This window comes from Pseudomonas helleri, assembly GCF_001043025.1.
Classification (GTDB): domain Bacteria; phylum Pseudomonadota; class Gammaproteobacteria; order Pseudomonadales; family Pseudomonadaceae; genus Aquipseudomonas; species Aquipseudomonas helleri.
The window spans coordinates 148,950-174,726 of record NZ_JYLD01000011.1 but is presented as its reverse complement, the minus strand read 5'-3'; the positions used below and the strand labels follow the sequence as shown (position 1 = coordinate 174,726).

Below are 25,777 nucleotides of genomic sequence, written 5' to 3'. Positions count from 1 at the left end.
TTTCTAACGGGTCCAGCCATTGTGTGGAAATGTAAAAGGCGCAGTGTCATAAGCGGGTGCTAACATCGCCGTTCTAACGCAATAGCCCGGGGCTTTTGAATGCCGTTACAACGTCTGGACAGCCTGTCCGCCATCTCGGCCGAGCAATGGGATGCGCTGGTGCCGGTGGCGCAACCGTTCCTTCGCCATGGGTTTCTCAGTGCACTGGAGGACAGTGGCAGCCTGGGCCCGCATTCCGGCTGGCAGTCTGAACACCTGCTGCACGTTGAAAACGATCGCGTGCTGGCGGCATTGCCCAGTTACCGGAAATGGCATTCCTACGGCGAATACGTGTTCGATCACGAATGGGCAAATGCATGTGAACGGGCCGGGATCGAGTACTACCCCAAACTGCTGACCGCAGTGCCTTTCAGCCCGGTCAGTGGCCCGCGATTGCTGGCCGCACGGCCTGAAGACGGTTTTGAATTATTGGCCGCTTTGCCCGGTTATCTGGAGATCGAAGGGCTGTCCAGCGCGCACATCAACTTCACCGATGCGCTGGCGGATACCGCGTTGGCGCAACAGCCCGGCTGGTTGCAACGGTTGGGTTGTCAGTTCCATTGGCAAAACCGCGAGTACCGCGATTTTCAGGATTTTCTAGACGTTCTGAGTTCGCGCAAGCGCAAGCAAATGCGCAAAGAGCGCGAGCAAGTCGCGGGGCAGGGCTTTGAATTTGAATGGCTGGAGGGCCGGCAGGTGACCGAGGCGCAGTGGGATTTTGTCTACGCCTGTTACGCCAACACCTATGCGGTGCGACGCCAGACGCCGTACCTGACCCGTGACTTTTTCAGTTTGCTGGCCGAGCGCATGCCCGAAGCGATTCGCGTGGTGCTGGCCAAACAAGGCTCAACCCCGGTGGCCATGGCTTTTAGCCTGATCGGGGGCGGCAGCTTGTATGGTCGTTACTGGGGCTGTCTGGCCGAGTTCGACCGTTTGCATTTCGAAACCTGTTTTTACCAGGGCATGGATTACGCCATCGCTCACGGCATCCAGCGGTTTGATGCCGGCGCTCAGGGCGAGCACAAGCTGATACGCGGCTTTGAGCCGGTGATTACGCACTCTTGGCATTACCTGCGCCATCAGGGCTTGAAAGCCGCTGTCAGTGATTTTCTGGCGCGTGAGCGAAAGGGCGTGCTGGCCTATGCCGAAGAGGCGAGAACGGCGCTGCCATACCGGCAGGCCTGATTCTCGCCGGTTTTGCGGTTAAACGTGTTCGCTGGCCAACGGCGGCTGGCTCGTCTGCAATGACACATCAACAGACCCCAGCCAGCGGTATGTCAGGGCACCGATGGCCGCACCGATCAATGGCGCCAGCCAGAACATCCACAACTGCTCAAGGGCCCACCCGCCCACTATCAACGCCGGGCCGGTGCTGCGCGCGGGGTTGACCGAGGTATTGGTCACCGGGATCGAGATCAGGTGAATCAGGGTCAAGGCCAGGCCAATGGCAATCGGTGCCAGGCCTGGCGGGACCCGTTTGTCAGTGGCGCCCATGATGATCAGGATAAACATCGCACTCATGACCACTTCGCACACCAGCCCCGAGACCATTGAGTAACCACCGGGCGAGTGCTCGCCATAACCGTTGGCGGCCAGGCCACTGGCGGCCAGATCAAAGCCGGGCTTGCCGCTGGCAATGAAGTACAACAGGGCTGCCGCGAAAATCGCGCCCAGTACTTGGGCGACGATGTAGGCGGGCAACTCTTTGGCAGGAAATCGGCCACCCACCCACAGCCCAAATGACACCGCCGGGTTGAGGTGGCAGCCCGAGATGTGCCCGATGGCAAATGCCATGGTCAGCACGGTCAAGCCAAAGGCCAGGGCAACACCGAGCAGGCCGATGCCCACATCGGGAAAAGCGGCTGCCAGCACCGCGCTGCCACAACCGCCAAGTACCAGCCAGAAAGTACCCACCAACTCCGTTGCCGAACGTTTGAACAAGTTCATTTAAGGATCCAGGATAGATAACTCTATCGATCAAAAAACACGATTGTGCATCCTGCAATTGACGACAAGATTCATCTGAATCTTTACTTCATTACAGCAGGCGACCGGGTATTTTCCAGACCTTAAAAAAACGCCAGAGCCCTTTAACCACGGGCTCTGGCGATGTGTTGCGCGGGCTTTACAGGTTGTGTTTTTTTGGATCAGTCGAGGCCGACAAATCCACCCGTTTGGTGTTGCCATAGACGGGCATACAAACCGCCATGGGCGAGCAGTTCGGCGTGGGTGCCGGACTCGGCAATCTGACCTTTTTCGAGGACTACCAAACGGTCCATGCGGGCGATGGTCGAAAGCCGGTGAGCGATGGCAATCACGGTTTTACCTTGCATCAAGGTTTCGAGACTTTCCTGGATCGCGGCTTCGACTTCGGAGTCCAGCGCCGAGGTCGCTTCGTCCATGATCAGAATCGGCGCATTCTTCAGTAACACCCGTGCTATAGCGATGCGCTGGCGCTGACCACCCGACAATTTGACCCCGCGCTCGCCCACATGGGCGTCAAAACCGGTACGCCCCTGAGCATCGGAAAGGGCAGGAATAAACTCATCGGCACGGGCTTTTCGCACGGCTGCCCAGAGCTCGTCGTCGGTGGCGTCCGGCTTGCCATACAGCAAGTTGTCGCGGATCGAACGGTGCAGCAAAGACGTGTCCTGAGTGATCATTCCGATCTGTTCGCGCAGGCTTTCTTGCGTCACTTCGGCGATATTCTGACCGTCTATCAGAATTTTCCCGCCTTGCAGGTCATACAGGCGCAAAAGCAGGTTGACCAGCGTCGATTTGCCCGCCCCGGACGGTCCGATCAAACCGATTTTTTCGCCGGGTTTGATCACCAGGTTCAGGTCGCTAATGATCCCGCTCTGTTTGCCGTAGTGAAAGTCCACGTGCTCAAAACGCACTTCACCGCGATCGACCTTCAGGCGTGGCGCGTTGTCCTTGTCCTTGACCGTAACGGGTTGCGCAATGGTCTGCAGACCGTCCTGGACCATGCCGATGTTTTCAAAAATGCCGTTGACCACCCACATGATCCAGCCAGACATGTTGACGATGCGAATCACCAGGCCAGTAGCCAGCGCAATGGCGCCCACGCTGATCAGTGACTGGCTCCACAACCACAGCGCAAGGCCGCTGGTGCTCACAATCAGCAGCCCGTTCATGGAGGTGATGGTCACGTCCATGCTGGTTACGACGCGGCTGGCCAGTTGGGTTTTTTCGGTTTGTTCGATGATCGCTTCGCGGGCGTACTGCTGCTCGTAATTGGTGTGGGCAAACAGCTTGAGGGTGGTGATGTTGGTGTAGCCGTCAACGATCCGGCCCATCAATTTAGAGCGCGCATCCGAAGACACCACCGAGCGTTCCTTGACCCGTGGCACGAAGTAATACAGCGCGCCGATGTAAAGCACTATCCAGGTCAGCAAAGGGATCATCAGCCGCCAGTCCGCTTCGGCAAACAGCACCAGCGAACTGATGGCGTAGATCAACACGTGCCACAACGCATCGACGGCCTGCACCGCAGAGTCACGCAGCGAGTTGCCGGTTTGCATGATGCGCTGGGCAATGCGCCCGGCGAAGTCGTTCTGGAAAAAGTTGAGGCTTTGCTTGAGCACATAGTTGTGGTTTTGCCAGCGGATCATGCTGGTCATGCTCGGGCTTAAGGTCTGGTGCACAAGCAGATCATGCAGGCCGAAAAACACCGGGCGAATGATCAGCGCCACCACTGCCATCCAGATCAGCTCACCGCTGTGAATGCTGAAAAACTCAGTGTTGGGCGTGCCCTGGGCTAGATCGATCAGGGTGCTCAAGTAGCTGAACAGCGAGACTTCAATCAGGGCGGCGACCAGCCCGACCACCAGCAAGGCGGCAAACAGTGGCCAGACCTGGCGCAGGTAATAGATGTAAAACGCCCAAACGGTGTTGGGCGGTGTGGCGCTGGGAGCTTCGCGAAAAATATCGATCAGTTGTTCAAAACGACGATAAAGCATGGTCACTGACGCCCGCTGAGCGGGCTCTCCTTTAGTGGTGTGACCGGCCTGGGCCGGTCAAGCTCCCCGCAGCATGCGAAGCGATTAGGCTTAGTCGATGCGTTTGGCAGACTTGATGTAAACAGGATCGATTGGCACGTTCTGCATACCGCTTTTGGTGGTCGTCTGCGAATTGACGATTACGTCAACCACGTCCATGCCTTTAACCACCTTGCCGAATACCGCGTACCCAGCGTTACTGCCTGGATCGAGATTCGCATTGTCAGCCACATTGATAAAGAACTGGCTGGTCGCGGAGTTCGGATTGGAGGTACGTGCCATCGACAAGGTGCCGCGCACATTGTGCAGGCCGTTGCCAGCTTCGTTCTTGATTGGGTCGCGGGTTGTTTTTTGCGTCATCTGGGAGGTGAACCCGCCGCCTTGCACCATGAAGCCGGGGATAACACGGTGGAAAATAGTGTTGTTGTAAAAGCCGCTATCAACGTAATCCAGAAAGTTTTTGGTGCTGATCGGTGCCTTGACGGGGTCCAGTTCGATTTCAATCTGGCCGTTGCTGGTATCCAACAGTACATGGGGTGCTTTTTGCGCTGGTGTCGCTTTGTTTGCCGCAGGCGTTGCAGCCATCAGGTTGGCGGCGAAGAGCAGGGCGCTGGCAGCAAAGGCAATTTTTTTCAACATAAGTCAAAAGTCCTGAAAAGTAGAAGCAGCTGCGTCCGAGAACGCACGCGCTGTGTGTTGAATAGGTGATGTGATGAGGTTGGCACTGATGAATGGCCAGCCGCGAAGCTTGGACAGGATATTCGGGATCGATGTTCCTGCCCACCGCTGTCATGGCTGCAATCTTTGCTTTATGCCTGCTCAGGGGCAGCAAAGGCTGCGTCCAGGGGGGCGGTATCAAAGGTGCGCAACAACTCCACCAGTATTTGTGTCGCCGGGCCCAGCGGTTTGTCCTTGTTGGCGTACAGGTAAAACACCGGGTGGCGGTCACCGCCCTGATCCAGTGGCAACGCTTTGAGCACACCCTCTTTGAGTTCGCGCTCGATCATGTGCCGGGGCAGCCAGGCAAAGCCCAGGCCACTGCCCACAAAAGCGGCGGCCGTGGCCAGGCTGCCGACCGTCCAGCGTTGTTCAGAGCCCAGCCAGCCCACGTCGCGGGGTTGCTGGCGGCCCGAGTCGCGAATCACCACTTGCAACTGGCTTTCAAGGTCCTGGAAGTGCAGCACCCGTTGCATACGATGCAGGGCGTGATCGGGATGAGCCACGGCAATGAATTCGACGGTGCTCAGTTCTGTGCCCAGGTAGCCGGGAATATTGAAACTGCTGATGGCCAGGTCGGCCACGCCTTCCAGCAAAACCTCTTCGACGCCCGACAGGACTTCTTCGCGCAATCGCACACGACAGCCACGGCTCTGCGGCATAAAAGCGGTCAAGGCGCGCACCAGCCGTGCATTCGGGTAAGCGGCGTCAACCACCAGCCGCACTTCGGCTTCCCAGCCTTGCTCCATGTGATGGGCGAGGTCTTCAAGCTGGCTGGCTTGTTTGACCAACTGGCGCGAACGCCGTAATAAAACGCCGCCGGCTTCGGTGAGCACGGCTTTGCGCCCGTCGATGCGCAACAGCGGCACGCCGAGCTGGTCTTGCATGCGAGCAACGGTGTAACTGACAGACGACTGCGAGCGATGCAGCACCTCAGCAGCTTGCGCAAAGCCACCGTGGTCGACCACCGCTTGCAGCGTGCGCCATTGGTCAAGGGTCACGCGGGGCGCTTTCACGTTGTATTCCTTTGGTAACGAGTCGTTGTGTAGCCGCAGCCTGTTGTACAGGGTACTCATTAATAAACAAATTTATAGATAGGTTGTAGCAGATATTTACGCTTTTTCATCAATGAAATGCCCTCTAGGATTCACTCCATCGCCTTACAGCCTTCACAGATGGAGCCTACCGCCCATGTCTAATGTTCTGATCATCGAAAGCAGCGCTCGCCAACAGGATTCCTTTTCCCGCGAGCTGACACAGCAGTTCATCAGTCACTGGAAAACCCTTCATCCGGCTGATCGCCTGACCATTCGCGATGTGGCTGTGAACCCGGTGCCGCATCTGGACGCCGATTTGCTGGGCGGCTGGATGAAGCCCGAGGCGCAGCGTAACGCCGCCGAACAGGCTTCCTTGCAGCGCTCCAATGAGCTGACCGACGAGTTGCTGGCGGCTGACGTGCTGGTGCTGGCGGCGCCGATGTACAACTTTGCGATCCCCAGCACCCTCAAAGCCTGGCTGGACCATGTGTTGCGCGCCGGCCTGACTTTCAAATACACCGACACCGGCCCCCTGGGTCTGCTCACCGGTAAAAAAGCATACGTGCTCACTGCGCGCGGCGGGATATATGCGGGTAGCACCGCAGACCACCAAGAACCGTACCTGCGCCAGGTACTGGCCTTTGTGGGCATTCATGACGTGACCTTTATCCATGCCGAGGGCATGAACCTGGGCGGCGACTTCCAGGAAAAAGGGTTGAACCAAGCCAAAGCCAGGCTTTCAGATGTGGCCTGAGCCGGTCTGTTAATCAACAGATAATCGTTGCATGGCTTAATTCGCTTCACTGCTCCTTCAAGCAAGCGGTTCGCGCATCGAACCTCCCTTGGCACTTTCTTTGAGTGCTATCGCCCGATCAGCCCTACGCTGGATCGGGTTTTTTTTGCCTGCGGTTTACGGGCCGATAGCGCAGCGTGCTGAAAAACCGCTAAGGTCGCGTCCACTCAATACCGGGCGAGAGATTTATGGGTTATTTGCTAGTTGTGACGCTGATTCAGGCGTTTTCCTTCAGCCTTATTGGCGAGTATCTGGCAGGGCACGTCGACAGTTACTTCGCCGTGCTGGTGCGTGTGGTGCTGGCCGGTCTGGTTTTTATCCCGCTGACACGCTGGCGCCAGGTTGAACCCGGCTTTATGCGCGGCATGCTGGTGATTGGCGCCCTGCAGTTTGGTATCACCTACGTCTGTCTGTACCTGAGCTTTCGCGTGCTCACGGTGCCCGAGGTGCTGCTGTTCACCATCCTTACGCCGCTGCACGTCACCCTGATTGAAGATGCGCTAAACCGGCGCTTTAATCCGTGGGCGCTGGTCGCCGCGCTGGTGGCCGTTGGCGGGGCTGCGGTGATTCGGTTTGACAGCATCAGCCCGGACTTCTTCAAAGGCTTCCTGCTGCTGCAACTGGCCAACTTTACGTATGCCGCTGGTCAGGTGCTGTACCGGCGTCTGGTGCTGCGCTATCCGAGTGAGCTGCCGGGCTACCGGCGGTTCGGGTTCTTTTATGTCGGCGCCCTGATTGTGGTGTTGCCGGCTTTCCTGCTGTTTGGCAAAGCGCACTTTTTGCCCGACGCACCGTTGCAGTGGGGCGTGTTGCTGTTTCTGGGCCTGGTGTCGACGGCGCTGGGCATGTACTGGTGGAACAAAGGCGCGTGCCTGGTCAGCGGCGGCACCCTGGCGGTGATGAACAACCTGCATGTGCCGGTGGGTTTACTGCTGAACCTGCTGATCTGGAACCAGCACGAACCGTTGGGCAGGTTAATGTTGGGCGGCACGGTGATTCTGCTGGCTGTGTGGATCAGCCGGCTAGACCGCAAGGCTATCAGGGGCTAAGGTCCTTAAGGCCCAAGGTCTGTTGACGTCTCGTCGCGACCGCAATGAAACGTCAACAGACCCAATCTAACGCCTTAAAGGGGAGTGGGAATGACAGTCAAAGTGTTGATCTTGCCGGGCCTGAATAATTCGGGGGAAGATCACTGGCAAACGCGCTGGGAGAAGAACTACAGCGGTCTGAAACGGGTCAAGCAAGACGATTGGAACACGCCGGTGTGCGCTGATTGGGTTCAGCGATTACACGACAAAGTCACTTCCAGCCAGCGACCGGTGGTGTTGGTGGGGCACAGTCTGGCGTGCAACCTGATTGCGGCGTGGTCGCAGCAGTACCCCACAGATGCCAAAAACCGTGTTCGCGGCGCGCTGCTGGTAGCCCCCAGCGACACCGAAGCGCCGAGTTATCCGCAAGGCACGTCAGGGTTTGCACCCATGCACTTGGGGAAACTGCCCTTTGACTCGATAACCGTGGCCAGCACGGATGATCCCTATGTCAGCGTCGAGCGCGCGACAGCCTTCAGCGAGGCGTGGGGCAGTGAATTAGTGTGGTTGCAACAAGCCAGGCACATCAACCATGAGAGTGGCTTGGGTGACTGGCCCGAAGGCATCAAGTTGTTGTTCGAACTGAGCGGTGATCCGCAGTTCAAACACAGCTAACGCTGCCACGTCGCCGCAGTCATCACTGGCTGCGGCGACTTACACGTGACTCAGTCTTCAACCGCCACGTGCGGCGGGTTGATCTTGTTCATCAGCCCTTGACGCAAGTCATTGCCACTTGGCTGTTGATACACGCTCAAGCCAAACTCCGGCAAGACCGATAACAGATAGTCGAAAATATCGCCCTGGATTTGCTCGTATTCGTCCCACACCGTGGTGCGGGTGAAGCAGTAGATTTCAAGTGGCACGCCTTGGGGCGTGGCTTGCATCTGGCGCACCATGCAGGTCATGTTGGGCTGGATCATCGCGTGGCTTCGCAGGTAGGCCAGTGCGTAGGCGCGGAAGGTACCTATGTTGGTCATGCGCCGACGGTTGGCTGACATCGCCGCGACGTTGCCCTGGGCTTCGTTCCAGCTCTTGAGTTCGGCTTTTTTGCGCGCCAGATAGTCGCTCAGCAAGCGCACTTGCTCCAGGCGCTGCTCCTGCTCGTCGGTCAGAAACCCGACGCCTGCGGCATCAATAAACAGACTGCGCTTGATCCGTCGACCGCCGGATTGCTGCATGCCGCGCCAGTTTTTAAACGACTCGGACATCAAGCGCCAGGTCGGGATGGAGACGATGGTCTTGTCGAAGTTCTGTACTTTGACGGTGTGCAGCGTGATGTCCATGACATCGCCGTCGGCGCCCACTTGCGGCATTTCGATCCAGTCGCCTACTCGCAGCAGGTCGTTGCTGGTCAACTGAACGCTGGCGACAAAAGACAGCAGGGTGTCTTTGTAGACCAACAAAATCACCGCAGACATGGCACCCAGGCCCGAGAGCAACAGCATCGGCGAGCGGTCGATCAGGGTGGCGACAATGATGATCGCGGAGAACACATACAGCAGCATCTTGCCCAGCTGGATATAGCCCTTGATGGGCCGGGTCTTGGCGTAGTTGGTGCGTGCGTAGATGTCGAGCAAGGCATCGAGCAGGGCGGTGATGACCCGCGTCAACACAAAAATGGTGATGGCCAAGGCCAGGTTGCCGAGGAATTGGCGACCGTTGTCGCTCAGGTCCGGGACCAAATTGCGGCCAAACTGGATCATCAGTGACGGCGTCATTTGCGCCACGCGATGGAACACTTTGTGTTCGCGCAAATCGCTGACCCAGTGCAAGGCTGGCTGGCGGGCGAGCATCTTGGTGACGCGCAAGATAATGATGCGGGCAATGTGACCGGCGAGCAGGGCGACGCTCACCAATACGATCAGTCCCAGAACGGACGACAGCCAAGGATAGTGATCCAGGTTGGCCCAAAGGCGTTCAAATTCGCTCCAGAGTGTTTGAGTATCCATAAGTTAAAGCGTTATCCCAAAAGAAATGGCCATGGGATTAGACCATCTCAAGACGATTTAGGGGCTGTCTTTGGACTAAAGACCCTAAAAAAGCATTTGTTTCGCGCCGTTGATGCAAAGAAACTCGGCCTGAGCGCTCGAAACCGTTACTCTATGCCGCTGATTTTTCGCATTTCTTCGAGGTAGCACCCGTGTTTTCCGATTTCGCCCTGCACGAACGCCTGCTTAAAGCTGTGGCCGAGCTTAAATTTGTCGAGCCTACGCCTGTGCAAGCAGCGGCCATCCCGCTCGCGCTCGAGGGGCGTGACCTGCGGGTTACAGCTCAAACCGGGAGTGGCAAAACCGCTGCTTTCGTTCTGCCGATTCTCAATCGCCTGATTGGCCCAGCCAAAATCCGCGTCAGCATCAAAGCGTTGATTTTGCTGCCGACCCGCGAGCTGGCGCAGCAAACCTTGAAAGAAGTTGAACGCTTTTCGCAGTTCACGTTCATCAAGTCCGGTCTGATTACCGGCGGTGAAGACTTCAAAGTACAGGCCGCCATGTTGCGCAAAGTGCCTGACATCCTGATCGGCACGCCAGGCCGTTTGCTTGAGCAACTGAACGCCGGCAACCTGCAACTCAACGAAGTTGAAGTGCTGGTGCTCGACGAAGCTGACCGCATGCTCGACATGGGCTTCGCCGAAGACGTGCAGCGTCTGGTTGACGAATGCCCGAACCGTCAGCAAACCATGTTGTTCTCGGCCACCACCGGTGGTTCGGGCCTGCGTGACATGATCGGTAAAGTCTTGAACAACCCTGAGCACTTGCAGCTCAACCAGGTCAGTCAGCTGAACGCTACCACGCGTCAGCAAGTGATCACCGCTGACCACAACCAGCACAAAGAACAAATCGTGAACTGGTTGCTGGCCAACGAGACTTATCAAAAAGCCATCGTCTTCACCAACACCCGCGCCATGGCCGACCGCATTTACGGCCGTCTGGTGGCTCAGGAGTACAAGGCGTTTGTCTTGCACGGTGAGAAAGACCAAAAAGACCGCAAGCTGGCCATTGATCGCCTGAAGCAGGGCGGCGTGAAAATTTTGGTCGCTACCGACGTGGCCGCCCGTGGTCTGGACGTTGAAGGTCTGGATCTGGTGATCAACTTCGACATGCCGCGTAGCGGCGACGAATACGTTCACCGCATTGGCCGAACTGGCCGTGCCGGCAACGACGGTCTGGCGATCTCGCTGATTTGCCACGGTGACTGGAACCTTATGTCCAGCATCGAGCGCTACTTGAAGCAAAGCTTCGAGCGTCGCGTGATCAAAGAAGTCAAAGGCACCTACAGCGGGCCGAAAAAGGTCAAGGCTTCGGGTAAAGCTGTTGGTGTGAAGAAGAAAAAGACTGACGGCAAAGGCGACAAGAAAAAGACCGGCGCCAAGGCCCCGACCAAACGCAAAATCGCCAACCGCCCAAAGACCGACGCCCTGTCGCTGGTCAGCAAGGACGGCATGGCGCCGCTCAAGCGCCGTAAGCCAGAAGCTCCGGCTGCTGAGTAAGGTTTACGGATAAGGTTTGCCTCTCGGTCTTTTAAGAGTAAAAGATCGCGAGGCAAGCTCGCTCATAAGACCCTGTAGGAGCGAGCTTGCTCGCGATCTTTTGATCTTGATCTAAGCCGTAAGAGGCTCCGTTAAACCACGCTGGCCGATCGCAGCCTTCGTACCTCGTCAGCGAGTATAGTGGCCTGTTTGATGCGCGACAGCGCGGCGTCGAAGACGGGACGGCTTTGTAATCCCCTCTCTCAATAAAACGTACGTTCAGCCTTGAACGTCAGTAACCCATCGCATTGCGGGTTTTGCCCCGAGTACGCTGAGCAATCGCCGCCATCGAGGCTGGAGTCGCTGTAGATCACGTTCAGGTTCACGCCCATCCAGGGCCGTGAGAAGGTGATTGACCAATCATTGAACGTACGCACGCTGCCGCCATCGGCGATGGATACCGGCGTGCCCAGTTGGTGGGTGGTGTATTTCAGGCTGACCCCGACTCCCAGCGTGCGATTGGCGCCCAAATCGGCAAACACGGTGCTGTCGCGTCGGTCCGGGTCATTGCTGAACGCTGCGCCAAAGCGCGTACCCAACACTGTCAGCCCCGCATAAAACTGCTGGCTGTCCATGGGGCTGACTTTGGGGTAGCTGTAATGAATCATCCCCAGTTCATAACTCAGGGTCTGGTCAAACGGGTGTTTGTAACCGAGGTATGAATCGACTTCCAGATTGCTGCCGGGCTTGAGGCCCATGGTGGGTGCCCATTGGCCGACATACCAGCCGCTGTTGTGCGTGAGGTCCAGGCCGCCATGGAAGGTTGAACCCGGGCTGGTCGGCTTGACCAGGCCTTGGGCCATGCTGCGGCTGGGCTGGGTGCCCATTCTGAGGTCGAAGTCGCCCAGCTCGCGTGAAAACACCTGTGCGTTGACAGCCGCGCTGGACAGCAATGTGCCGGTGAGCAGTAACGCTCGTGTGAGCATAGGTCACTCCCTTGACAACTGGATGCAGTGATTGGCTCGAAGGCTTGGTTTAGAGAGGTTCAAGCATACGGATGTATGCTGGCAGATGGGGGCCGTTCGTCGATTTCTTGAGGGGAGGGGGTTCAGGAGTCCCAGCGCTTTGGAAGGCAAAGCGCATCAGGACCACTATAAAGCGGGGGTATTACTTTTTACCCAGCGAAATCTGTTTGGATGCGCCGAAAGTTTGGCCGCTGACGCCTTTGTCAATTTGCTGGATCTCGCCACCGGACTTCAAGAATGCGGCAATTTGCGCATTGATTGAATCACTGGTTTCAACGGCGGGAGCTGGCTTTACTTTGCTGGCGGATGCTTTTACACGCATGGCGGCTATTCACCTGTAGAAAATAACTTGGCCAGCGATAGTAACTGAAATACTTGACAATTGCTTGTTAAATATCCTCCTGAAATATTATAAGCACCTTGGCATTGCACATAATCAACACTCTATGCGCCGGCTAACCCGCTGTTTTAATTCATATCATCGGGTTGTTTTTGCGCTGCTCGGCAGGGCCTTGAGGGCTCGCCGGGCTGACGAGTGGTCCTGGGGTCGAGGCAAAAATCCTTGATAAATCAGGCCTTTTGTAAAAAATGTGAAAGCCTTGCTGCGCGGCTCCAATTTGCCGGGCCAAACTCGGGTAGAATGCTGCCCACGTAATGAGGGTATTGGACATGGCTTTAATCGGTCGCTACAACAGTTTGCAAGTGGTTAAACACACTAACTTCGGTTTGTATCTGGATGGCGGAGCTGACGGGGAAATCCTGTTGCCCAATCGCTATATTCCTAAAGATATTCCCAGTGAAGATGAAGACTGGCTAAACGTATTTGTTTATTTGGACAGCGCTGACAAGTTAATTGCCACCACTGAAAAACCAAAAGTTCAAGTCGGTGAGTTTGCCAGTCTTAAAGTCGTCGAAATTAATAGCATCGGTGTTTTCCTTGATTGGGGCCTGCCGAAAGATTTGCTGTTGCCGTATTCCGAAGAAAAACGCCAGATGACCGCTGGTGAATATGTGGTTGTGCACGTTTACCTGGACAAACACACGCGCCGGATCACCGCCACGGCCCGCCTGGACCGCTACCTGGACAAAACCCCGGCCAACTATCAGGTGGGCCAGGAAGTTGATCTGCTGGTGGCTGAGGCCACGGACATGGGCTTTAAAGCCGTGATCAACAACAAGCACTGGGGCTTGATCCACAAGAACGAAGTGTTCAAGTTCCTGCGTGCGGGCAAGCAAGAGAAAGGCTATATCAAAGAAGTTCGTGCCGATGGCAAGATCAGCCTGAGTTTGCAGCCAGTCGGTCAGGAGGCATCCAGCAGCCTGAACTCGAAGATTCTCAGCAAGTTGCGTGAAAACAATGGCGTACTGCCGGTCAGTGATAAAAGTGCACCCGAGCAGATCAGCAACCTGTTTGGCGTCAGCAAGGGCAACTTCAAGAAGGCCATTGGTGCGCTCTACAAGGAAGGCAAGATTGTGATCCACGCGGACCGCATCGAACTGGTTTAAACCAGCGGCCTGCGCTGTTTTTATCTTTTGGGTGTGGCTATGAGTGGTTCGCGGCGAGCAACGGATGCTTTTGCACTGCAAGTCATGCTGGGGTTGTGCCTGATCTGGGGTGTCCAGCAGGTGCTGATCAAAGTGGCTGCACCTGATATTTCCCCGGTCATGCAGGCCATGGCCCGCTCGGGGATCTCGGCGCTGCTGGTGGGGCTGCTGATTTGCTGGAAGGGTGGCTGGGACCAGGTGCCCTACACCTGGCGCGGCGGCTTGCTCGCAGGCAGTTTGTTTGGCCTGGAGTTTTTCTTTATTGCGCAGGGGCTGCACCTGACCAGCGCGGCGCACATGTCGGTGTTCCTCTATACCGCGCCGATCTTTACTGCGCTGGGGGTGAACTGGCTGTTGCCCAGTGAGCGTCTGCGGCCGCTGCAGTGGCTGGGGATCTTCCTCGCGTTTCTGGGCATTGCATTCTCCTTTGCCGGAGGCATGTCGTTCGCGGACATGGACCCCGACGTCTTGCTTGGCGATGCCTACGGTGTGCTGGCAGGCATGGCCTGGGGCGTCACCACTGTGGTGGTGCGCGGCTCCAGGCTCTCTGAGGCGCCGGTCACGCTGACCCTGTTTTACCAGTTGATCGTGGGCTTTATCGGCCTGCTGGTGATTGCCCTTGCCACAGGGCAAATCACCCACTTCAGCTTCACCGGGCTGGCCATTGGCAGCGTCTTGTTTCAGGGCCTGGTGGTGTCTTTTTTCAGCTACCTGATGTGGTTTTGGCTGCTCAAGCGTTACCTGGCCTCCAATCTGGCCGTGTTTTCGTTTATGACGCCCCTGTTCGGGGTGACCTTTGGCGTGTTCATACTGGATGAGCCATTAAGCTTCAACTTCGCCGTGGGCGCGGTGCTGGTGCTGCTAGGTATCACTTTTGTCAGCGCGGAGCAGTGGGTGCGTCGCAAGGTGCGCGCACTGCTACAAAATTAACCAGTTGCAAGGCCAGTACCCCGGCCAGCACCAGGCCGCTGGCCGCGATGATCAGCGCCGGGTGCAATCCGCCACTGAAATGGCTGCTGACGGCTGCCAGCAAAGGCCCGCCCAGTTGGCCGACGGCAAAACAGGCGGTGAGCAAGGCGGCGTTGCGCTGAGTGGCGTGGGGGGCGATGTCGCGTGAGCTTTGCATCACCAGCGGCATGCAGGCCAGGAACGGCGTGCCGCATAAAATCACCCCCAGCGCCAGGCCCGCACTGCTGGGCAGCAAGCATGCCAGCACACCGGCCGCCTGCACCCACAGCGCGGCCATCAGCCACAGGCGAGTGGTGCGCGGCGAGGGCCGGTGAAAGCTGATCAGCACCACGCCAATGGCCGCGCACAGGCCGAAAGCTGGCCAGAACAAATCAGCTTGCCATTGACCGCGAAATTGCGCGCTGGCCATTTGCGACAAAAACGTCGCCGGAATGATGTACCCCAAGCCATACAGCGCATAAATGGCCCCCAGACGGGTGATACCGGGGTGGCGTGGGCTTGTGGTCGCCGTCTGCACGTGCGGAGCAAGGCCGTTGGCGGGTGGCAGGATCGGCATGATCACCAGCAGCATGAGCAAGGCGGCCACCGCGTAGATCAGCCACAACATGGACGAGTTTTGCCCTTGAACGTTGGCAAACAGCGCGAGCAATCCGGTCAGCACCACGCCAATGCCGGGCCCTGCAAACACCAGGGCACCCAAGCGCGGCCGGTTAGCGCTGACCGCGATCTGTTGGCTGAGCGCCGTGATCATCACCATCACCCAGGCGCTTGCCACCCCCGCGCCAAAGCGCAGCAGCATATGCGGCCAGAAGCCTTGTGCCCAGTACGAAATCAGCGTCAGCACCACGCACAGCCATAAACCGGTGTGCAGTCGGCCACGGACTTGCTCCGGGCGTCTGGCACGAATGGCGTCCAGCGCGCCGATCAAATAGCCCAAATAGTTGGCGGCGGCAATCAGCCCGGCGCCGGTCAAGTCGATCTGGCCTTCGCTGATCAAGTGCGGCAGTTGCGGGGTGAGTGAAAAACGGCCAATCCCCATGGCCATCATGAGGGCGATAAAGCTGGCGAGTAAGCGAGTCAGGGCTGACATGCTGTTGATTCCCGGGCAGTGACAATGACCGTCAGGCTAGCGGTGATTGACTTTCTATAAAATTGAATAATAGTGAGTGACTTGTTCAGTTTTGGAGAATGGTGTGGAATTCATCCAATTACGGATTTTTCAGGCCGTGGCCGAAGAAGGCTCGATCACCCGTGCAGCTGAACGTCTGCACCGCGTGCCTTCCAATCTGTCGACCCGGCTCAAACAACTTGAAGAGCAAATGGGTGTCGAGTTGTTCATGCGTGAGCGCCAGCGCTTGCAATTGTCCCCGGCAGGCAAAGTGCTGCTCGATTACACCGCGCGCCTGTTCGCCCTGCGCGATGAGGCGCTGGGCGCGGTACAGGGCGGCGTGCCGTCCGGCAAATTCACCCTTGGCACGATGTACAGCACCGCGGCGATCCATTTGCCCGCTTTGCTGGCCCGCTACCATCGCGCCTACCCGGCAGTGAACCTGCACGTACAGTCGGCGCCGAGCGGGGAATTGCTCGAAGGTTTGCTCACCGGGCGTCTGGATGCGGCGCTGGTGGATGGCCCACTTGAGTTGGCCGGGCTCGATGGCGTTGAGTTCTGTGAAGAGCAACTGGTGATGATCAGCGATCTGGATCATCCACCTATCACCCGCGCCCAGGACGTGCAGGGGCGTGAGGTGTTCGCCTTCCGTCAGGGCTGTTCGTATCGCACCCGCCTTGAGGCCTGGTACGCCAGCGACCGGGCGGCAATGGGCCGCGTGATGGAGATTGAGTCCTATCAGGGCATGCTGGCGTGCGTGGTGGCGGGGTCGGGTGTGGCGTTGATGCCAGCTTCGATGCTGGCCAGCTTGCCGGGCCGTGAAAGTGTCGGCGTACATCCCTTGAAACAACCTTTTGCCTCTGCCACTACGTGGTTGATGTGGCGAAAGGGCATGCTGGGCGCCAACTTGAATGCGTGGATAACGTTGCAGCAGACGGCGTCTGTTAAAAGCGACGTAGAAATTGCGGCACAACGCGCATCGGCCTGACTTGAAAAGAGGAGGATTAGCCTAAAGTTCATTGACCTTAAGCAAGCATCTTGTAGGACTTAGGACTATTATCTGTACGAAGCGACCAAGGAATCCGGTCGTAAGTGTGGCCCCAAGGGGGAAATATGAAAGACAAACTGAAAAACTGGCTGCATGACGTCGGCGTTGCACTGGGCCTGATTGAGCCTCCGCTGCAACCAATTCCGATCCCTGTCGAAGACCCGCGTCGCCGTCCGCAACGTCGCCGTTAAGACGGTGGCAGCGTAAGCGCCTGATATCGAAAAAAACGGGCACGACCTCCGACGTCGCGCCCGCTGAAGAAAGTGGGTATCAGGCAGCGCTGGCCACTGTGGCCGGGCGCCGATCCAGCAAGCTGACCACGATAAAGCTGATAAGCCCTACAGCCAGGCTGTAGTAGATCGGCGTATTGGCGTCCAGACCATCCTTGATCATAAAAATCAGCGCCGTGATAAAGCCCAGGCTCATGCTGCTGATGGCGCCTGCCGTCGTGGCGCGCTTCCAGTAAATCGCCCCGATCAATGGCACCAGCATGCCGCCAACCAGCAGGTTGTAGGCCAGCGTGAGGGCGCTGATAACGTCGCTTACCACCAAGGCAATCGCCAGCACCACGAGGCCTGTGAGCATGGTGAACAGGCGGTTGATCTTCAGGCTCGATTGTTTGCCGCCGCGCAGCTTGGGCAGCAGGTCTTCGGTCAATACGGTGGACGCGGCGAGCAAGCCGGCACTGGCGGTGGACATCATGGCGGCCAGGGCGGCAGCAATCACCAGCCCGCGAATGCCGTCCGGCAGCGAAACCTTAACGATGGCGGCGAACGCGTTGTTGACGTTACCCAGGTCCGGGATCAGCACATGGGCCGCCATGCCGATCAGGGCGCAGGTCAGGCCGTAAAGGATGCAGTAGAACCCTGCGAACGTACCGGCGTACTTGGCCACCTTGTCAGTTTTGGCGGTAAACACGCGCTGCCAAATGTCCTGGCCGATCAGAATGCCGAAGAAGTAAATCATGAAGTAGGTGACGATGGTTTCCCAGCCGATGCTGGTGAAGCTGAAGTTCGAGGCTGGCAGTTTGCTCACCAATTCATCCCAGCCGCCAACACGGTACAGGCAGATTGGCAGCAGCACGAACATCAGGCCCACGGTCTTGATCACGAACTGCACGATGTCAGTCAGGGTCAGTGACCACATCCCGCCAATGGTCGAGTACACCACCACCACGCCACCGCCGAGCACCACCGACACCCAGAACGGCAGGCCGAACAACACTTCAAGCACGGTGCCGATCGCCAAAATGGAGGTCACGCCGATCATCAGGGCATACGCTAGCATAATCACCGCGCTCGCCTGGCGAGCCATAGGGTTGTAACGTTTTTCCAGCACTTGGGTCACGGTAAAGATTTTGAGTTTGAGCAACGGCTTGGCCAGAAACAAGTTGAGCGCGATGATCCCGCAACCCAGGGCAGCACATAGCCAGAAGCCTGAAATCCCGTGTACATAACCCAAACGGACAGTACCGACAGTTGAAGCACCGCCCAGCACCGTGGCGGCCATGGTGCCCATGTACAGTGTCGGGCCCAGGTTGCGTCCGGCGACCAGGTATTCTTCGTGGGTTTTTGCCTTGCGCATGCCGTAGTAACCCAGCACCAGCATTGCCGCAGCGTAGATAAGGACGACTATTAGGTCTAAAGCCATGATGGCGAGTCTCCGATTATTTTTTTTATGAGGCGATCAGGCGATGGGTGGCATCACCGGTGTTTCGGGTGTGGCGTTGGGTGTATTGCGTGGCGCGCGCGTTGCCCAAAAACAGGCGAAATACGTCCCTGAGTCCGGTTCGGCGTGCGTTGTTCGGAGTCGGGTCAACTCCTGGTGAATTAATGTGGCCCGCATTATTGGGGCTGTTTTTATTATTCATGATCATCTCCGATCACACTGGCTAAGGGGGCGGCAGCCTTTCCGACAAAGCGGACAAACATTCGTAACAGGCCAGCCAAAGGCCTTTTGTTCTTGTGTGCTGACTCAGGTCTTGAAGACCGGAGGCGCGCGATCCTGGCTAAAGAATTGCTCCCCTTGCATGCGCCGCTCGCTGGCCGCGTCATGCACAAAAATTGTCCTGTCAGCCGGCTTGCCGGCGAAGGCGCTGTTCGAGGTGCGCGATGGCACCTCGAACCCTTTATCCCGTCTGGAGACGGGGTTTAGCGATGAGTGACACCCGGCAAGACGCAGAGCATTTCGTACAGCAAGTTCGCGCCCAGCAGTGAGGTATTGCCGGTGGTGTCGTAAGGCGGCGAGACTTCTACCAGATCGCAACCGATCAGGTCGAGGCCTTGGCAGCCGCGAATAATCTCAATCGCCTGAATGGTGGTCAGGCCGCCGATTTCCGGGGTGCCGGTGCCAGGCGCCCAGGCCGGGTCGATGCCGTCGATATCAAAGCTCAGGTACACCGGGCCATCGCCGACTTTTTCACGAACTTCAGCCATCAACGGGGCCAGCGACTTGTGCCAGCACTCTTCGGCCTGCACCACACGGAAGCCCTGTTTGCGGCTCCAGTTAAAGTCTTCAGCGGTATAGCCCTGGGCGCGCAGGCCGATTTGCACGACACGGTCACAGTCCAGCAAGCCTTCTTCGGCAGCGCGGCGGAACGTGGTGCCGTGGGCAATTTTTTCGCCAAACATGTGATCGTTCACATCGGCGTGAGCATCGATATGCACCAGGCCAACCTTGCCGTGCTTTTTGTGAATGGCGCGCAGGATCGGCAGGGTAATAGTGTGGTCGCCACCCAGCGTCAACGGGATCACGTTGTGCTCGAGGATGTCATCGTAGGCTTCTTCGATGATGCGCACGGCGTCCAGCAGGTTGAAGGTGTTGATTGCAACGTCGCCGATATCCGCGACCGACAGCGAGTCGAACGGGGCAGCGCCGGTGGCCATGTTGTAAGGGCGGATCATCACGGATTCGGCGCGGATTTCGCGAGGGCCGAAACGGGTGCCTGCGCGCAACGACGTACCGATGTCCAATGGCACGCCAACAAAGGCGGCATCCAGACCGGCGGCGGATTGCAGATGGGGCAGGCGCATCATGGTGGCAATGCCGGCGAAGCGCGGCATTTCATTGCCGCCCAGTGGTTGGTGAAGAATTTTATCCACGGGAAAGACCTCGTCGTTTGTTGTGGTTATGGCGGTCGATTCTGCGAAAGGCGGGCGGCGGGAAGAATCCCTACAGGCAAATACTTAGTTCAGATTTTTCTAAACTAATGCGCGGCCTCGAGTTAGACTCCGAGCCTAAAATATGCGCGCCACGGGTAGGAGCGAGCTTGTCTCGCGATCTTTTGATTGTGAAAAGATCGCGAGACAAGCTCGCTCCTACCGTGAAAAGTGAGTCATTCATGGCCAACGCTTTACCCGATCTAAAACTATTGCGAATCTTTGCCAGTGTGGTCCGGCACCAGGGTTTCGCCACGGCGCAGCAGGAACTCAACCTGTCGACGTCGGCCATCAGCACCTACATGAGCCAGCTGGAGGCCAATCTGGGGCTGGTGCTGTGCCATCGGGGGCGCGGCGGGTTCAGCCTCACCAGCAAGGGCGAGCTGTTTCACCAGGAAACCCTGCGTCTATTGGGCGAGCTGGAAGGCTTTGAGCAGTACGCCGCCGCGCTCAAGGGTGAACTGCGCGGCACCTTGAACCTGGGGGTGATCGACTCCACGGTCAGCGACAAAGCCTTGCCCTTTGCCGAAGCCATTGGCGCCTACAGTCAGGAGCACCCGGCGGTGCACTTGCACCTGTCGGTCATGAGCCCTTACGAATTGCAGCTCGGAGTACAAGACAACCGGCTTGATCTGGCCATCGGTGCGTTTTCGTCGCGCATGAGCGGTCTGGTTTATCAGCCGCTGTACCGTGAACAGCATTGGCTGTATTGCAGCACGCGGCATCCCTTGTTCGCTGAGCGGCGAATCCCCGAGCCGGTGATTACTCAGCAACGCATGGTCGGGCGCGGCTACTGGAGCCAGGCCGAGCTGGCGCGGCACGGCTTTAAACACAGTGCGGCCACCGTTGACAGTATGGAAGCCCAACTGATCCTGGTGCTCTCCGGCGCCTACATTGGTTACTTGCCCGAACATTACGCCGAGCCGTGGGTCGAGAAGGGTGACTTGCGCGTGTTGCTGCCGGCGACCTTTGGTTATCAGGCGCCGTTTTCAATGATCGTGCGCCGTGGTCGTAGTCGTGAGCCGCTGATTCAAACCTTTCGCGACCTGCTCAAAGCGCAGCTAAATCAACCTTGAAGAGAGCGTTATCGCTATGTCCCGTGCTCAATGCCCTCGCTGCTTGCGCCCGCAAACGCACTGCCTGTGCGACTTGATCCCACAACTGGACAGCCACACCCGCGTCTTGCTGTTACAGCATCCCAGTGAAGTCAATCATGCGCTGAATACTGCACGGCTGGCGGCCTTGGGGCTGACCAACGCTGAACTGCGGGTGGGCGAAGTGTTTGAGGATTTGCACACGCTGCTCAACCCGCCGGGGTATCAGGCGCGGTTGTTGTTTCCGGGGGAGTGTGCGCAACCGCTACAGGCGGATGCTGCGGCAACTGAAAAACTGCTGCTGGTGGTACCCGATGGCACATGGCGCAAGGCGCGCAAACTGCTGCACCTCAACCCGTTGCTGGCACAGCTGCCACGGGTGACCTTGCCCGAGGGCGCGGTGTCCCGATACCGCCTGCGCAAGGCACCGGGGCCTGGGGCTTTGTCGACCGTGGAAGCCATTGCACAGGCGCTGGACATCCTCGAAGCTCCGGCGTCCTATGCACCGCTGCTGCGCCCGTTTGAAGCGCTGATCGAAGGGCAGATCGAAGCCATGGGCGCCGACACCTACCAGCGCAACCACGTCACAAAACACCCTCTGTAGGAGCGAGCTCGCCTCGCGATCTTTTGATCTTTAAGGTTTTTCCAGGGTTTTCTGGCGCAGGATATAAAGGCTCACCAGCACCGCGCTGAGCAGCATAAACCCTCGCGCCCAAGGCAATGGCACCAAGTAGCAGGACACGCCAATGCTCAGCCACATCAAACCAATGGCATAGACCTTGGCCTTCAGCGGGATGCCGTTACCGTCGAGGTAGTCGCGGATCCAGGGCCCCAGTCGAGGGTGTTCGACCAGCCACTGGTAAAACCGTGGGGAACTGCGCGCAAAGCAGGCGGCAGCCAAGAGCAGAAAGGGAGTGGTGGGCAGTACCGGCAGGAAGATCCCCAGAACCCCCAGCGCTACGCTCAGCCAGCCAATGGCAAACAGAACGTAACGCAGCAGCCGCGACCGGCTGCTGAATGAGGGGCCGGGCATTGAATCAGTGGTGACGCGGCTTGAGGATGGCCGGTTTTTCGTCAGGGGCATGGCACAGCAGGAACAGGGCAGTCAGGGCTTCCGGGATCTGCACGATCATGTCGTCCATCAGGTTGGCGTCCTGAGCGATATCGGCGAATTCAGGCTGGTCGTCGAACAGGCCCGAACCGACCATGATCGGCAGCAGCATTTCGCTGACTTCTTCTTCGGCGGTTTCGAACCAGGCCGCTTCGCGCAAGAACACGCCTTCCATAAAGCCGATGCACCAGCCGCGCAGATCGGACTCATCCGGCTCGTCGCCGAGGTCCAGATCACACGGCAGTTCGAACTCTTCGTCCGACGCCAGTTGGCGAGCGATGTGGTCCTTGAGTTTAACCAGGGAACCTTCGATCTCTTCGCGCTGGGCGTCGTCTTTGTAGTTCGGGGTTTCAGAGAAAATGGCGTCGATCCATTCACGCTCAGGTACTTCTTCAGCGCAGATGGACAGGGCAGTCAGGTAGCCGTGAGTGGCTACGTAGTCCAGCGCCTCGTCATGCAGCTCGTCAGCGTCGAGGAAGGCTTGCAGGCGGGTTAGTTGCTCAGCGAAGGACATTAAGGGACTACCTAGAAAATAAACAATACCGAATTCTAGGCTTTCTTGAGCGCCCAAGCCAGTCGTTGCGCACATTTGCCATCACTTCCCGGTGATCGGTACTGCAATCACAGCGCCCTGTAGGGTGGAGTGCTCGGGTATACTGCCGCGTTTTGTGATGCCCTGCGGTCAAGACAGCGGCTCCAGCGCTCTGCGCCCAAGGGTTTAAACGCCGCTTGAGGCCGCGCCGGGTCCCGCTGACGCAGGGGTGTTTCGGCGATTTCTGGAGTTTCTATGCTCGAACAGGCTCAACGCGTACTCAAAGACATCTTCGGCTACGACAGTTTCCGTGGCCGTCAGGGTGACATTATTGAGCGCGTGGCCAGTGGTGGCGACGCTTTGGTGCTGATGCCCACCGGCGGCGGCAAGTCCTTGTGCTTCCAGGTCCCGGCGCTGTTGCGTGACGGCCTGGCGGTGGTGGTCTCGCCGTTGATCGCCTTGATGGACGATCAGGTCGCCACGCTCGAAGAACTGGGCGTCGCCGCCGCCTCCCTGAACTCGACATTGAGCGCCGATCAGCAGCGCGACCTGGCCAACCGGATCCGCCGTGGCGAAGTCAAAATGCTCTACCTGGCGCCAGAGCGTCTGGTGCAACCGCGCATGATGGCCTTTCTGCAGAGCCTGGACATCGCCCTGTTTGCGATCGACGAAGCGCACTGTGTGTCGCAGTGGGGGCATGACTTCCGTCCGGAGTACCTGCAACTGGGCCAGTTGGCCGAGATGTTCCCCCATGTACCGCGCATCGCCCTGACCGCCACCGCCGACAAACGTACCCGCGAAGAAATCGTCACCCGCCTGCATTTGCAGAACGCGGAGCGTTTTTTGTCGAGCTTCGACCGCCCCAACATTTTTTACCGCATCGTGCCCAAAGAGCAGCCGCGCAAACAATTGCTGGCGTTCCTCTCGGAGCGGCGCAGCGATGCGGGCATCGTCTATTGCCTGTCGCGTAAAAAGGTCGACGAAGTGGCGCAGTTTTTGTGCGACCAGGGCTTCCCGGCCTTGCCGTACCACGCCGGTCTGCCCAACGAAACCCGTGCCGCCAACCAAAAGCGCTTCCTCAATGAAGAAGGGCTGATCATGGTCGCGACCATTGCCTTTGGCATGGGCATCGACAAGTCCAACGTGCGCTTCGTGGCGCACCTGGACCTGCCCAAATCCCTTGAGGCGTACTACCAGGAAACCGGCCGTGCTGGCCGTGATGGCTTGCCGGCAGATGCCTGGATGGCTTACGGCCTGCAAGACGTGGTGATGCTCAAACAGATGCTGCAAAACTCCGAAGGCGACGAGCGCCACAAGCGTCTGGAGCATCACAAGCTCGACGCGATGCTGGCTCTGTGCGAAGAAACCCGCTGCCGTCGTCAGACCTTGCTTGCGTATTTTGACGAAGACATGCCCCAGCCATGTGGGCATTGCGATAACTGTGTCGACGGCGTGCAAACCTGGGACGCCACAGAACCGGCGCGTCAGGCGTTGTCAGCGATTTATCGTACCGGCCAGCGTTATGGCACCGGCCACCTGATCGACGTGTTGCTGGGCCGCGAAAACGAAAAAACCCGCAGCATGGGCCATCAGCACCTGTCGGTCTTCGGCGTAGGCAAAGCCCGATCCGAGGGCGATTGGCGCACCTTGTTCCGCCAACTGGTTGCCCGTGGTCTGGCCGACATTGATATCGAAGGCTACGGCGGTTTGCGTTTGAGCGACACGTGCCGGCCTTTGTTGCGCGGCGAAGTGACGCTCGAACTGCGTCGCGAGCTCAAGCCGCAAACCACGGTCAAAAGCAGCTCTGCCAGCCCGGCCAGCCAACTGGTGCGTGGCGACGAGCGCGAGCAGTGGGAGGCCCTACGTGCCTTGCGCCGCAAGCTGGCCGAAGAGCACGGCGTACCGCCTTACGTCATCTTTCCTGACTCAACGCTGCTCGAAATGTTGCGCAGCCAGCCGACGTCGCTGGCCGACATGGCCAAGGTCGGCGGTATTGGTGCGCGCAAACTGGAGCGCTACGGCGAGGCGTTCCTCGAAGTGTTGGGCGGGCAGGCCGAGGCGCCGAAAGTGGTCGCGGACATCCGCCACGAACTGATCAGCCTGGCACGCGCCGGCATGACCCCGCTGCAGATTTCCGGGCAATTGCAGTGCTCTGAAAAGAACGTTTACACGCTGCTGGCCGAAGCCATTGGGCGTCAGGAACTGTCACTGGAGCAAGCCCTGGACTTGCCCGAAGAACTGATGGAAGAAGTGCAGGACGCGTTTCTGGACGGTGAGGGCGAACTGCCAAGCGTGGCCAGCATCGCTGAACAGTTCAAAGGTCGAGTGCCGGAAGGCGTGCTGTATTGCGTGCGCGCCGCCCTGCAATCTGAATTCGAAATGTAACGGTTATTGGCATGTAACGAATTGATTGACATACAGGTCTTGCCTATGTGCAAGCTCCATGCTTAGCTGACTAACAATTGGTTTCACTCTTTTTCAGTCTAAACATTGAGTTTTTTATGCCGTTAACCGATCAACACCGTTTTGGTATGCAGTTGGCCCAAATGTCTCGTGGCTGGCGTGCGGAGCTGGATCGACGCCTGGCCGGTCTTGGCCTGTCGCAAGCCCGCTGGCTGGTGCTGCTGCATCTGGCACGATTCGACTGCAAGCCTACCCAGCGGGAATTGGCGCAAAGTGTCGGGGTTGAAGGTCCGACCCTTGCGCGTTTGCTCGACAGCCTTGAAGCCCAAGGCCTGGTCAAGCGTCAGGCGGTGCTGGAAGACCGCCGTGCCAAGAAAATCGAACTGAGTGAGTCAGCATTGCCCTTGATCGCCCAGATCGAGGCCATCGCCACCGCGTTGCGTCAGGAATTGTTTGTCGGCATTGACGAAGAAGAGCAGCGCATCTGCATGCGCGTGCACAAGCGCATCCTGGAAAATCTCGAAAAAAACTGATTCCCTCCCTCTATCTGTAGGAGCGAGCTTGCCTCGCGATCTTTTGATCGTTTAAAAGATCGCGAGGCAAGCTCGCTCCTACAAGGGCACAG

General features: G+C 58.0%; 26 protein-coding genes. 13 read left to right on the top strand and 13 right to left on the bottom strand.

What is annotated here, in order from left to right:
- Window positions 1-99: 99 nt before the first annotated feature.
- Window positions 100-1,224 carry a GNAT family N-acetyltransferase gene (locus TU84_RS18485; protein ID WP_048371549.1) on the top strand — a complete coding sequence of 375 codons (1,125 nt, stop codon included), beginning with the start codon at window positions 100-102 and terminating at the stop codon, window positions 1,222-1,224.
- A gap of 18 nt (window positions 1,225-1,242) precedes the next feature.
- Here TU84_RS18485 and aqpZ read toward each other — a convergent pair whose 3' ends face one another.
- The 4 genes from aqpZ to TU84_RS18465 form a co-directional block, all read right to left on the bottom strand.
- Window positions 1,243-1,986, bottom strand: coding sequence for an aquaporin Z (gene aqpZ / locus TU84_RS18480; RefSeq protein WP_048371547.1), 744 nt, complete (start codon window positions 1,984-1,986; stop codon window positions 1,243-1,245).
- A gap of 200 nt (window positions 1,987-2,186) precedes the next feature.
- Window positions 2,187-4,019 carry an ABC transporter ATP-binding protein gene (locus tag TU84_RS18475; RefSeq protein ID WP_048371545.1) on the bottom strand — a complete coding sequence of 611 codons (1,833 nt, stop codon included), beginning with the start codon at window positions 4,017-4,019 and terminating at the stop codon, window positions 2,187-2,189.
- A gap of 90 nt (window positions 4,020-4,109) precedes the next feature.
- Window positions 4,110-4,697 carry a peptidylprolyl isomerase gene (locus tag TU84_RS18470; RefSeq protein ID WP_048371543.1) on the bottom strand — a complete coding sequence of 196 codons (588 nt, stop codon included), beginning with the start codon at window positions 4,695-4,697 and terminating at the stop codon, window positions 4,110-4,112.
- A gap of 170 nt (window positions 4,698-4,867) precedes the next feature.
- Window positions 4,868-5,791 carry a LysR family transcriptional regulator gene (locus tag TU84_RS18465; RefSeq protein ID WP_048371541.1) on the bottom strand — a complete coding sequence of 308 codons (924 nt, stop codon included), beginning with the start codon at window positions 5,789-5,791 and terminating at the stop codon, window positions 4,868-4,870.
- 175 nt (window positions 5,792-5,966) lie between these two features.
- Here TU84_RS18465 and TU84_RS18460 point away from each other — a divergent pair, with 175 nt between their 5' ends.
- The 3 genes from TU84_RS18460 (at window position 5,967) to TU84_RS18450 (ending at window position 8,308) form a co-directional block, all read left to right on the top strand.
- Complete coding sequence (locus tag TU84_RS18460) at window positions 5,967-6,566, top strand: FMN-dependent NADH-azoreductase (protein ID WP_048371539.1); 600 nt, start codon at window positions 5,967-5,969, stop codon at window positions 6,564-6,566.
- Between the two features lie 227 nt (window positions 6,567-6,793).
- Window positions 6,794-7,654 (top strand): carboxylate/amino acid/amine transporter, encoded by an 861-nt coding sequence (locus tag TU84_RS18455; protein WP_048371537.1) that lies wholly within the window; start codon window positions 6,794-6,796, stop codon window positions 7,652-7,654.
- A 90-nt stretch (window positions 7,655-7,744) separates the two neighbouring features.
- Entirely contained in the window at window positions 7,745-8,308 is a 564-nt protein-coding gene (locus TU84_RS18450; RefSeq protein ID WP_048371535.1) for an RBBP9/YdeN family alpha/beta hydrolase, read from the top strand.
- A gap of 50 nt (window positions 8,309-8,358) precedes the next feature.
- Here the strand turns inward: TU84_RS18450 and TU84_RS18445 are convergent, their stop codons facing one another.
- The gene (locus tag TU84_RS18445; protein ID WP_048371533.1) at window positions 8,359-9,642 is read right to left on the bottom strand and encodes a mechanosensitive ion channel family protein; all 1,284 of its coding nucleotides are present in this window, start codon (window positions 9,640-9,642) and stop codon (window positions 8,359-8,361) included.
- A gap of 191 nt (window positions 9,643-9,833) precedes the next feature.
- Between TU84_RS18445 and TU84_RS18440 the strand changes: the two genes are divergently transcribed.
- Entirely contained in the window at window positions 9,834-11,180 is a 1,347-nt protein-coding gene (locus TU84_RS18440; RefSeq protein ID WP_048371531.1) for a DEAD/DEAH box helicase, read from the top strand.
- A 242-nt stretch (window positions 11,181-11,422) separates the two neighbouring features.
- Here TU84_RS18440 and TU84_RS18435 read toward each other — a convergent pair whose 3' ends face one another.
- Both TU84_RS18435 and TU84_RS18430 read right to left on the bottom strand, forming a co-directional pair.
- The gene (locus TU84_RS18435; protein ID WP_048371529.1) at window positions 11,423-12,145 is read right to left on the bottom strand and encodes a TorF family putative porin; all 723 of its coding nucleotides are present in this window, start codon (window positions 12,143-12,145) and stop codon (window positions 11,423-11,425) included.
- Window positions 12,146-12,326: 181 nt separating this feature from the next.
- Window positions 12,327-12,506, bottom strand: coding sequence for a hypothetical protein (locus TU84_RS18430; RefSeq protein WP_048371526.1), 180 nt, complete (start codon window positions 12,504-12,506; stop codon window positions 12,327-12,329).
- 347 nt (window positions 12,507-12,853) lie between these two features.
- Here TU84_RS18430 and TU84_RS18425 point away from each other — a divergent pair, with 347 nt between their 5' ends.
- Complete coding sequence (locus TU84_RS18425; protein WP_048371524.1) at window positions 12,854-13,690, top strand: CvfB family protein; 837 nt, start codon at window positions 12,854-12,856, stop codon at window positions 13,688-13,690.
- A 39-nt stretch (window positions 13,691-13,729) separates the two neighbouring features.
- Window positions 13,730-14,659 (top strand): DMT family transporter, encoded by a 930-nt coding sequence (locus TU84_RS18420; protein ID WP_048371522.1) that lies wholly within the window; start codon window positions 13,730-13,732, stop codon window positions 14,657-14,659.
- On the opposite strand, the gene TU84_RS18415 is transcribed toward TU84_RS18420, so the two are convergent.
- A complete protein-coding gene (locus tag TU84_RS18415; RefSeq protein WP_048371520.1) occupies window positions 14,607-15,788 on the bottom strand; it encodes an MFS transporter in 1,182 nt (393 codons plus the stop codon). The two genes, TU84_RS18420 and TU84_RS18415, sit on opposite strands and share 53 nt — an antisense overlap.
- A 103-nt stretch (window positions 15,789-15,891) precedes the next feature.
- Here TU84_RS18415 and ptrR point away from each other — a divergent pair, with 103 nt between their 5' ends.
- Complete coding sequence (gene ptrR, locus TU84_RS18410; RefSeq protein WP_048371517.1) at window positions 15,892-16,794, top strand: putrescine utilization regulator PtrR; 903 nt, start codon at window positions 15,892-15,894, stop codon at window positions 16,792-16,794.
- Window positions 16,795-16,919: 125 nt separating this feature from the next.
- Window positions 16,920-17,045, top strand: a complete 126-nt coding sequence (locus tag TU84_RS26635) for a PA1414 family protein (protein ID WP_256677203.1) — start codon at window positions 16,920-16,922, stop codon at window positions 17,043-17,045.
- 79 nt (window positions 17,046-17,124) lie between these two features.
- Here TU84_RS26635 and TU84_RS18405 read toward each other — a convergent pair whose 3' ends face one another.
- The 3 genes from TU84_RS18405 to speB form a co-directional block, all read right to left on the bottom strand.
- Window positions 17,125-18,504: a sodium:solute symporter family protein gene (locus tag TU84_RS18405; protein ID WP_048371515.1), complete on the bottom strand. Its 1,380-nt coding sequence runs from the start codon at window positions 18,502-18,504 to the stop codon at window positions 17,125-17,127.
- Between the two features lie 25 nt (window positions 18,505-18,529).
- The gene (locus TU84_RS26110; RefSeq protein WP_153336274.1) at window positions 18,530-18,724 is read right to left on the bottom strand and encodes a hypothetical protein; all 195 of its coding nucleotides are present in this window, start codon (window positions 18,722-18,724) and stop codon (window positions 18,530-18,532) included.
- 280 nt (window positions 18,725-19,004) lie between these two features.
- Window positions 19,005-19,955: an agmatinase gene (speB, locus tag TU84_RS18400; protein WP_048371512.1), complete on the bottom strand. Its 951-nt coding sequence runs from the start codon at window positions 19,953-19,955 to the stop codon at window positions 19,005-19,007.
- Window positions 19,956-20,194: 239 nt separating this feature from the next.
- On the opposite strand from speB, the gene TU84_RS18395 reads away from it, so the two are divergent.
- Complete coding sequence (locus TU84_RS18395) at window positions 20,195-21,088, top strand: LysR family transcriptional regulator (RefSeq protein WP_048371511.1); 894 nt, start codon at window positions 20,195-20,197, stop codon at window positions 21,086-21,088.
- Window positions 21,089-21,104: 16 nt separating this feature from the next.
- Window positions 21,105-21,710, top strand: a complete 606-nt coding sequence (locus TU84_RS18390; RefSeq protein WP_048371509.1) for a tRNA-uridine aminocarboxypropyltransferase — start codon at window positions 21,105-21,107, stop codon at window positions 21,708-21,710.
- A 30-nt stretch (window positions 21,711-21,740) separates the two neighbouring features.
- Here the strand turns inward: TU84_RS18390 and TU84_RS18385 are convergent, their stop codons facing one another.
- Together TU84_RS18385 and TU84_RS18380 are read right to left on the bottom strand one after the other, a co-directional pair.
- The gene (locus TU84_RS18385; protein WP_082148754.1) at window positions 21,741-22,139 is read right to left on the bottom strand and encodes a YbaN family protein; all 399 of its coding nucleotides are present in this window, start codon (window positions 22,137-22,139) and stop codon (window positions 21,741-21,743) included.
- 4 nt (window positions 22,140-22,143) lie between these two features.
- Entirely contained in the window at window positions 22,144-22,731 is a 588-nt protein-coding gene (locus TU84_RS18380) for a UPF0149 family protein (RefSeq protein WP_048371508.1), read from the bottom strand.
- Between the two features lie 273 nt (window positions 22,732-23,004).
- Between TU84_RS18380 and recQ the strand changes: the two genes are divergently transcribed.
- Both recQ and TU84_RS18370 read left to right on the top strand, forming a co-directional pair.
- A complete protein-coding gene (recQ, locus tag TU84_RS18375; protein WP_048371507.1) occupies window positions 23,005-25,134 on the top strand; it encodes a DNA helicase RecQ in 2,130 nt (709 codons plus the stop codon).
- A 116-nt stretch (window positions 25,135-25,250) separates the two neighbouring features.
- Window positions 25,251-25,685 carry a MarR family transcriptional regulator gene (locus TU84_RS18370; RefSeq protein WP_048371505.1) on the top strand — a complete coding sequence of 145 codons (435 nt, stop codon included), beginning with the start codon at window positions 25,251-25,253 and terminating at the stop codon, window positions 25,683-25,685.
- Window positions 25,686-25,777 lie beyond the last annotated feature (92 nt).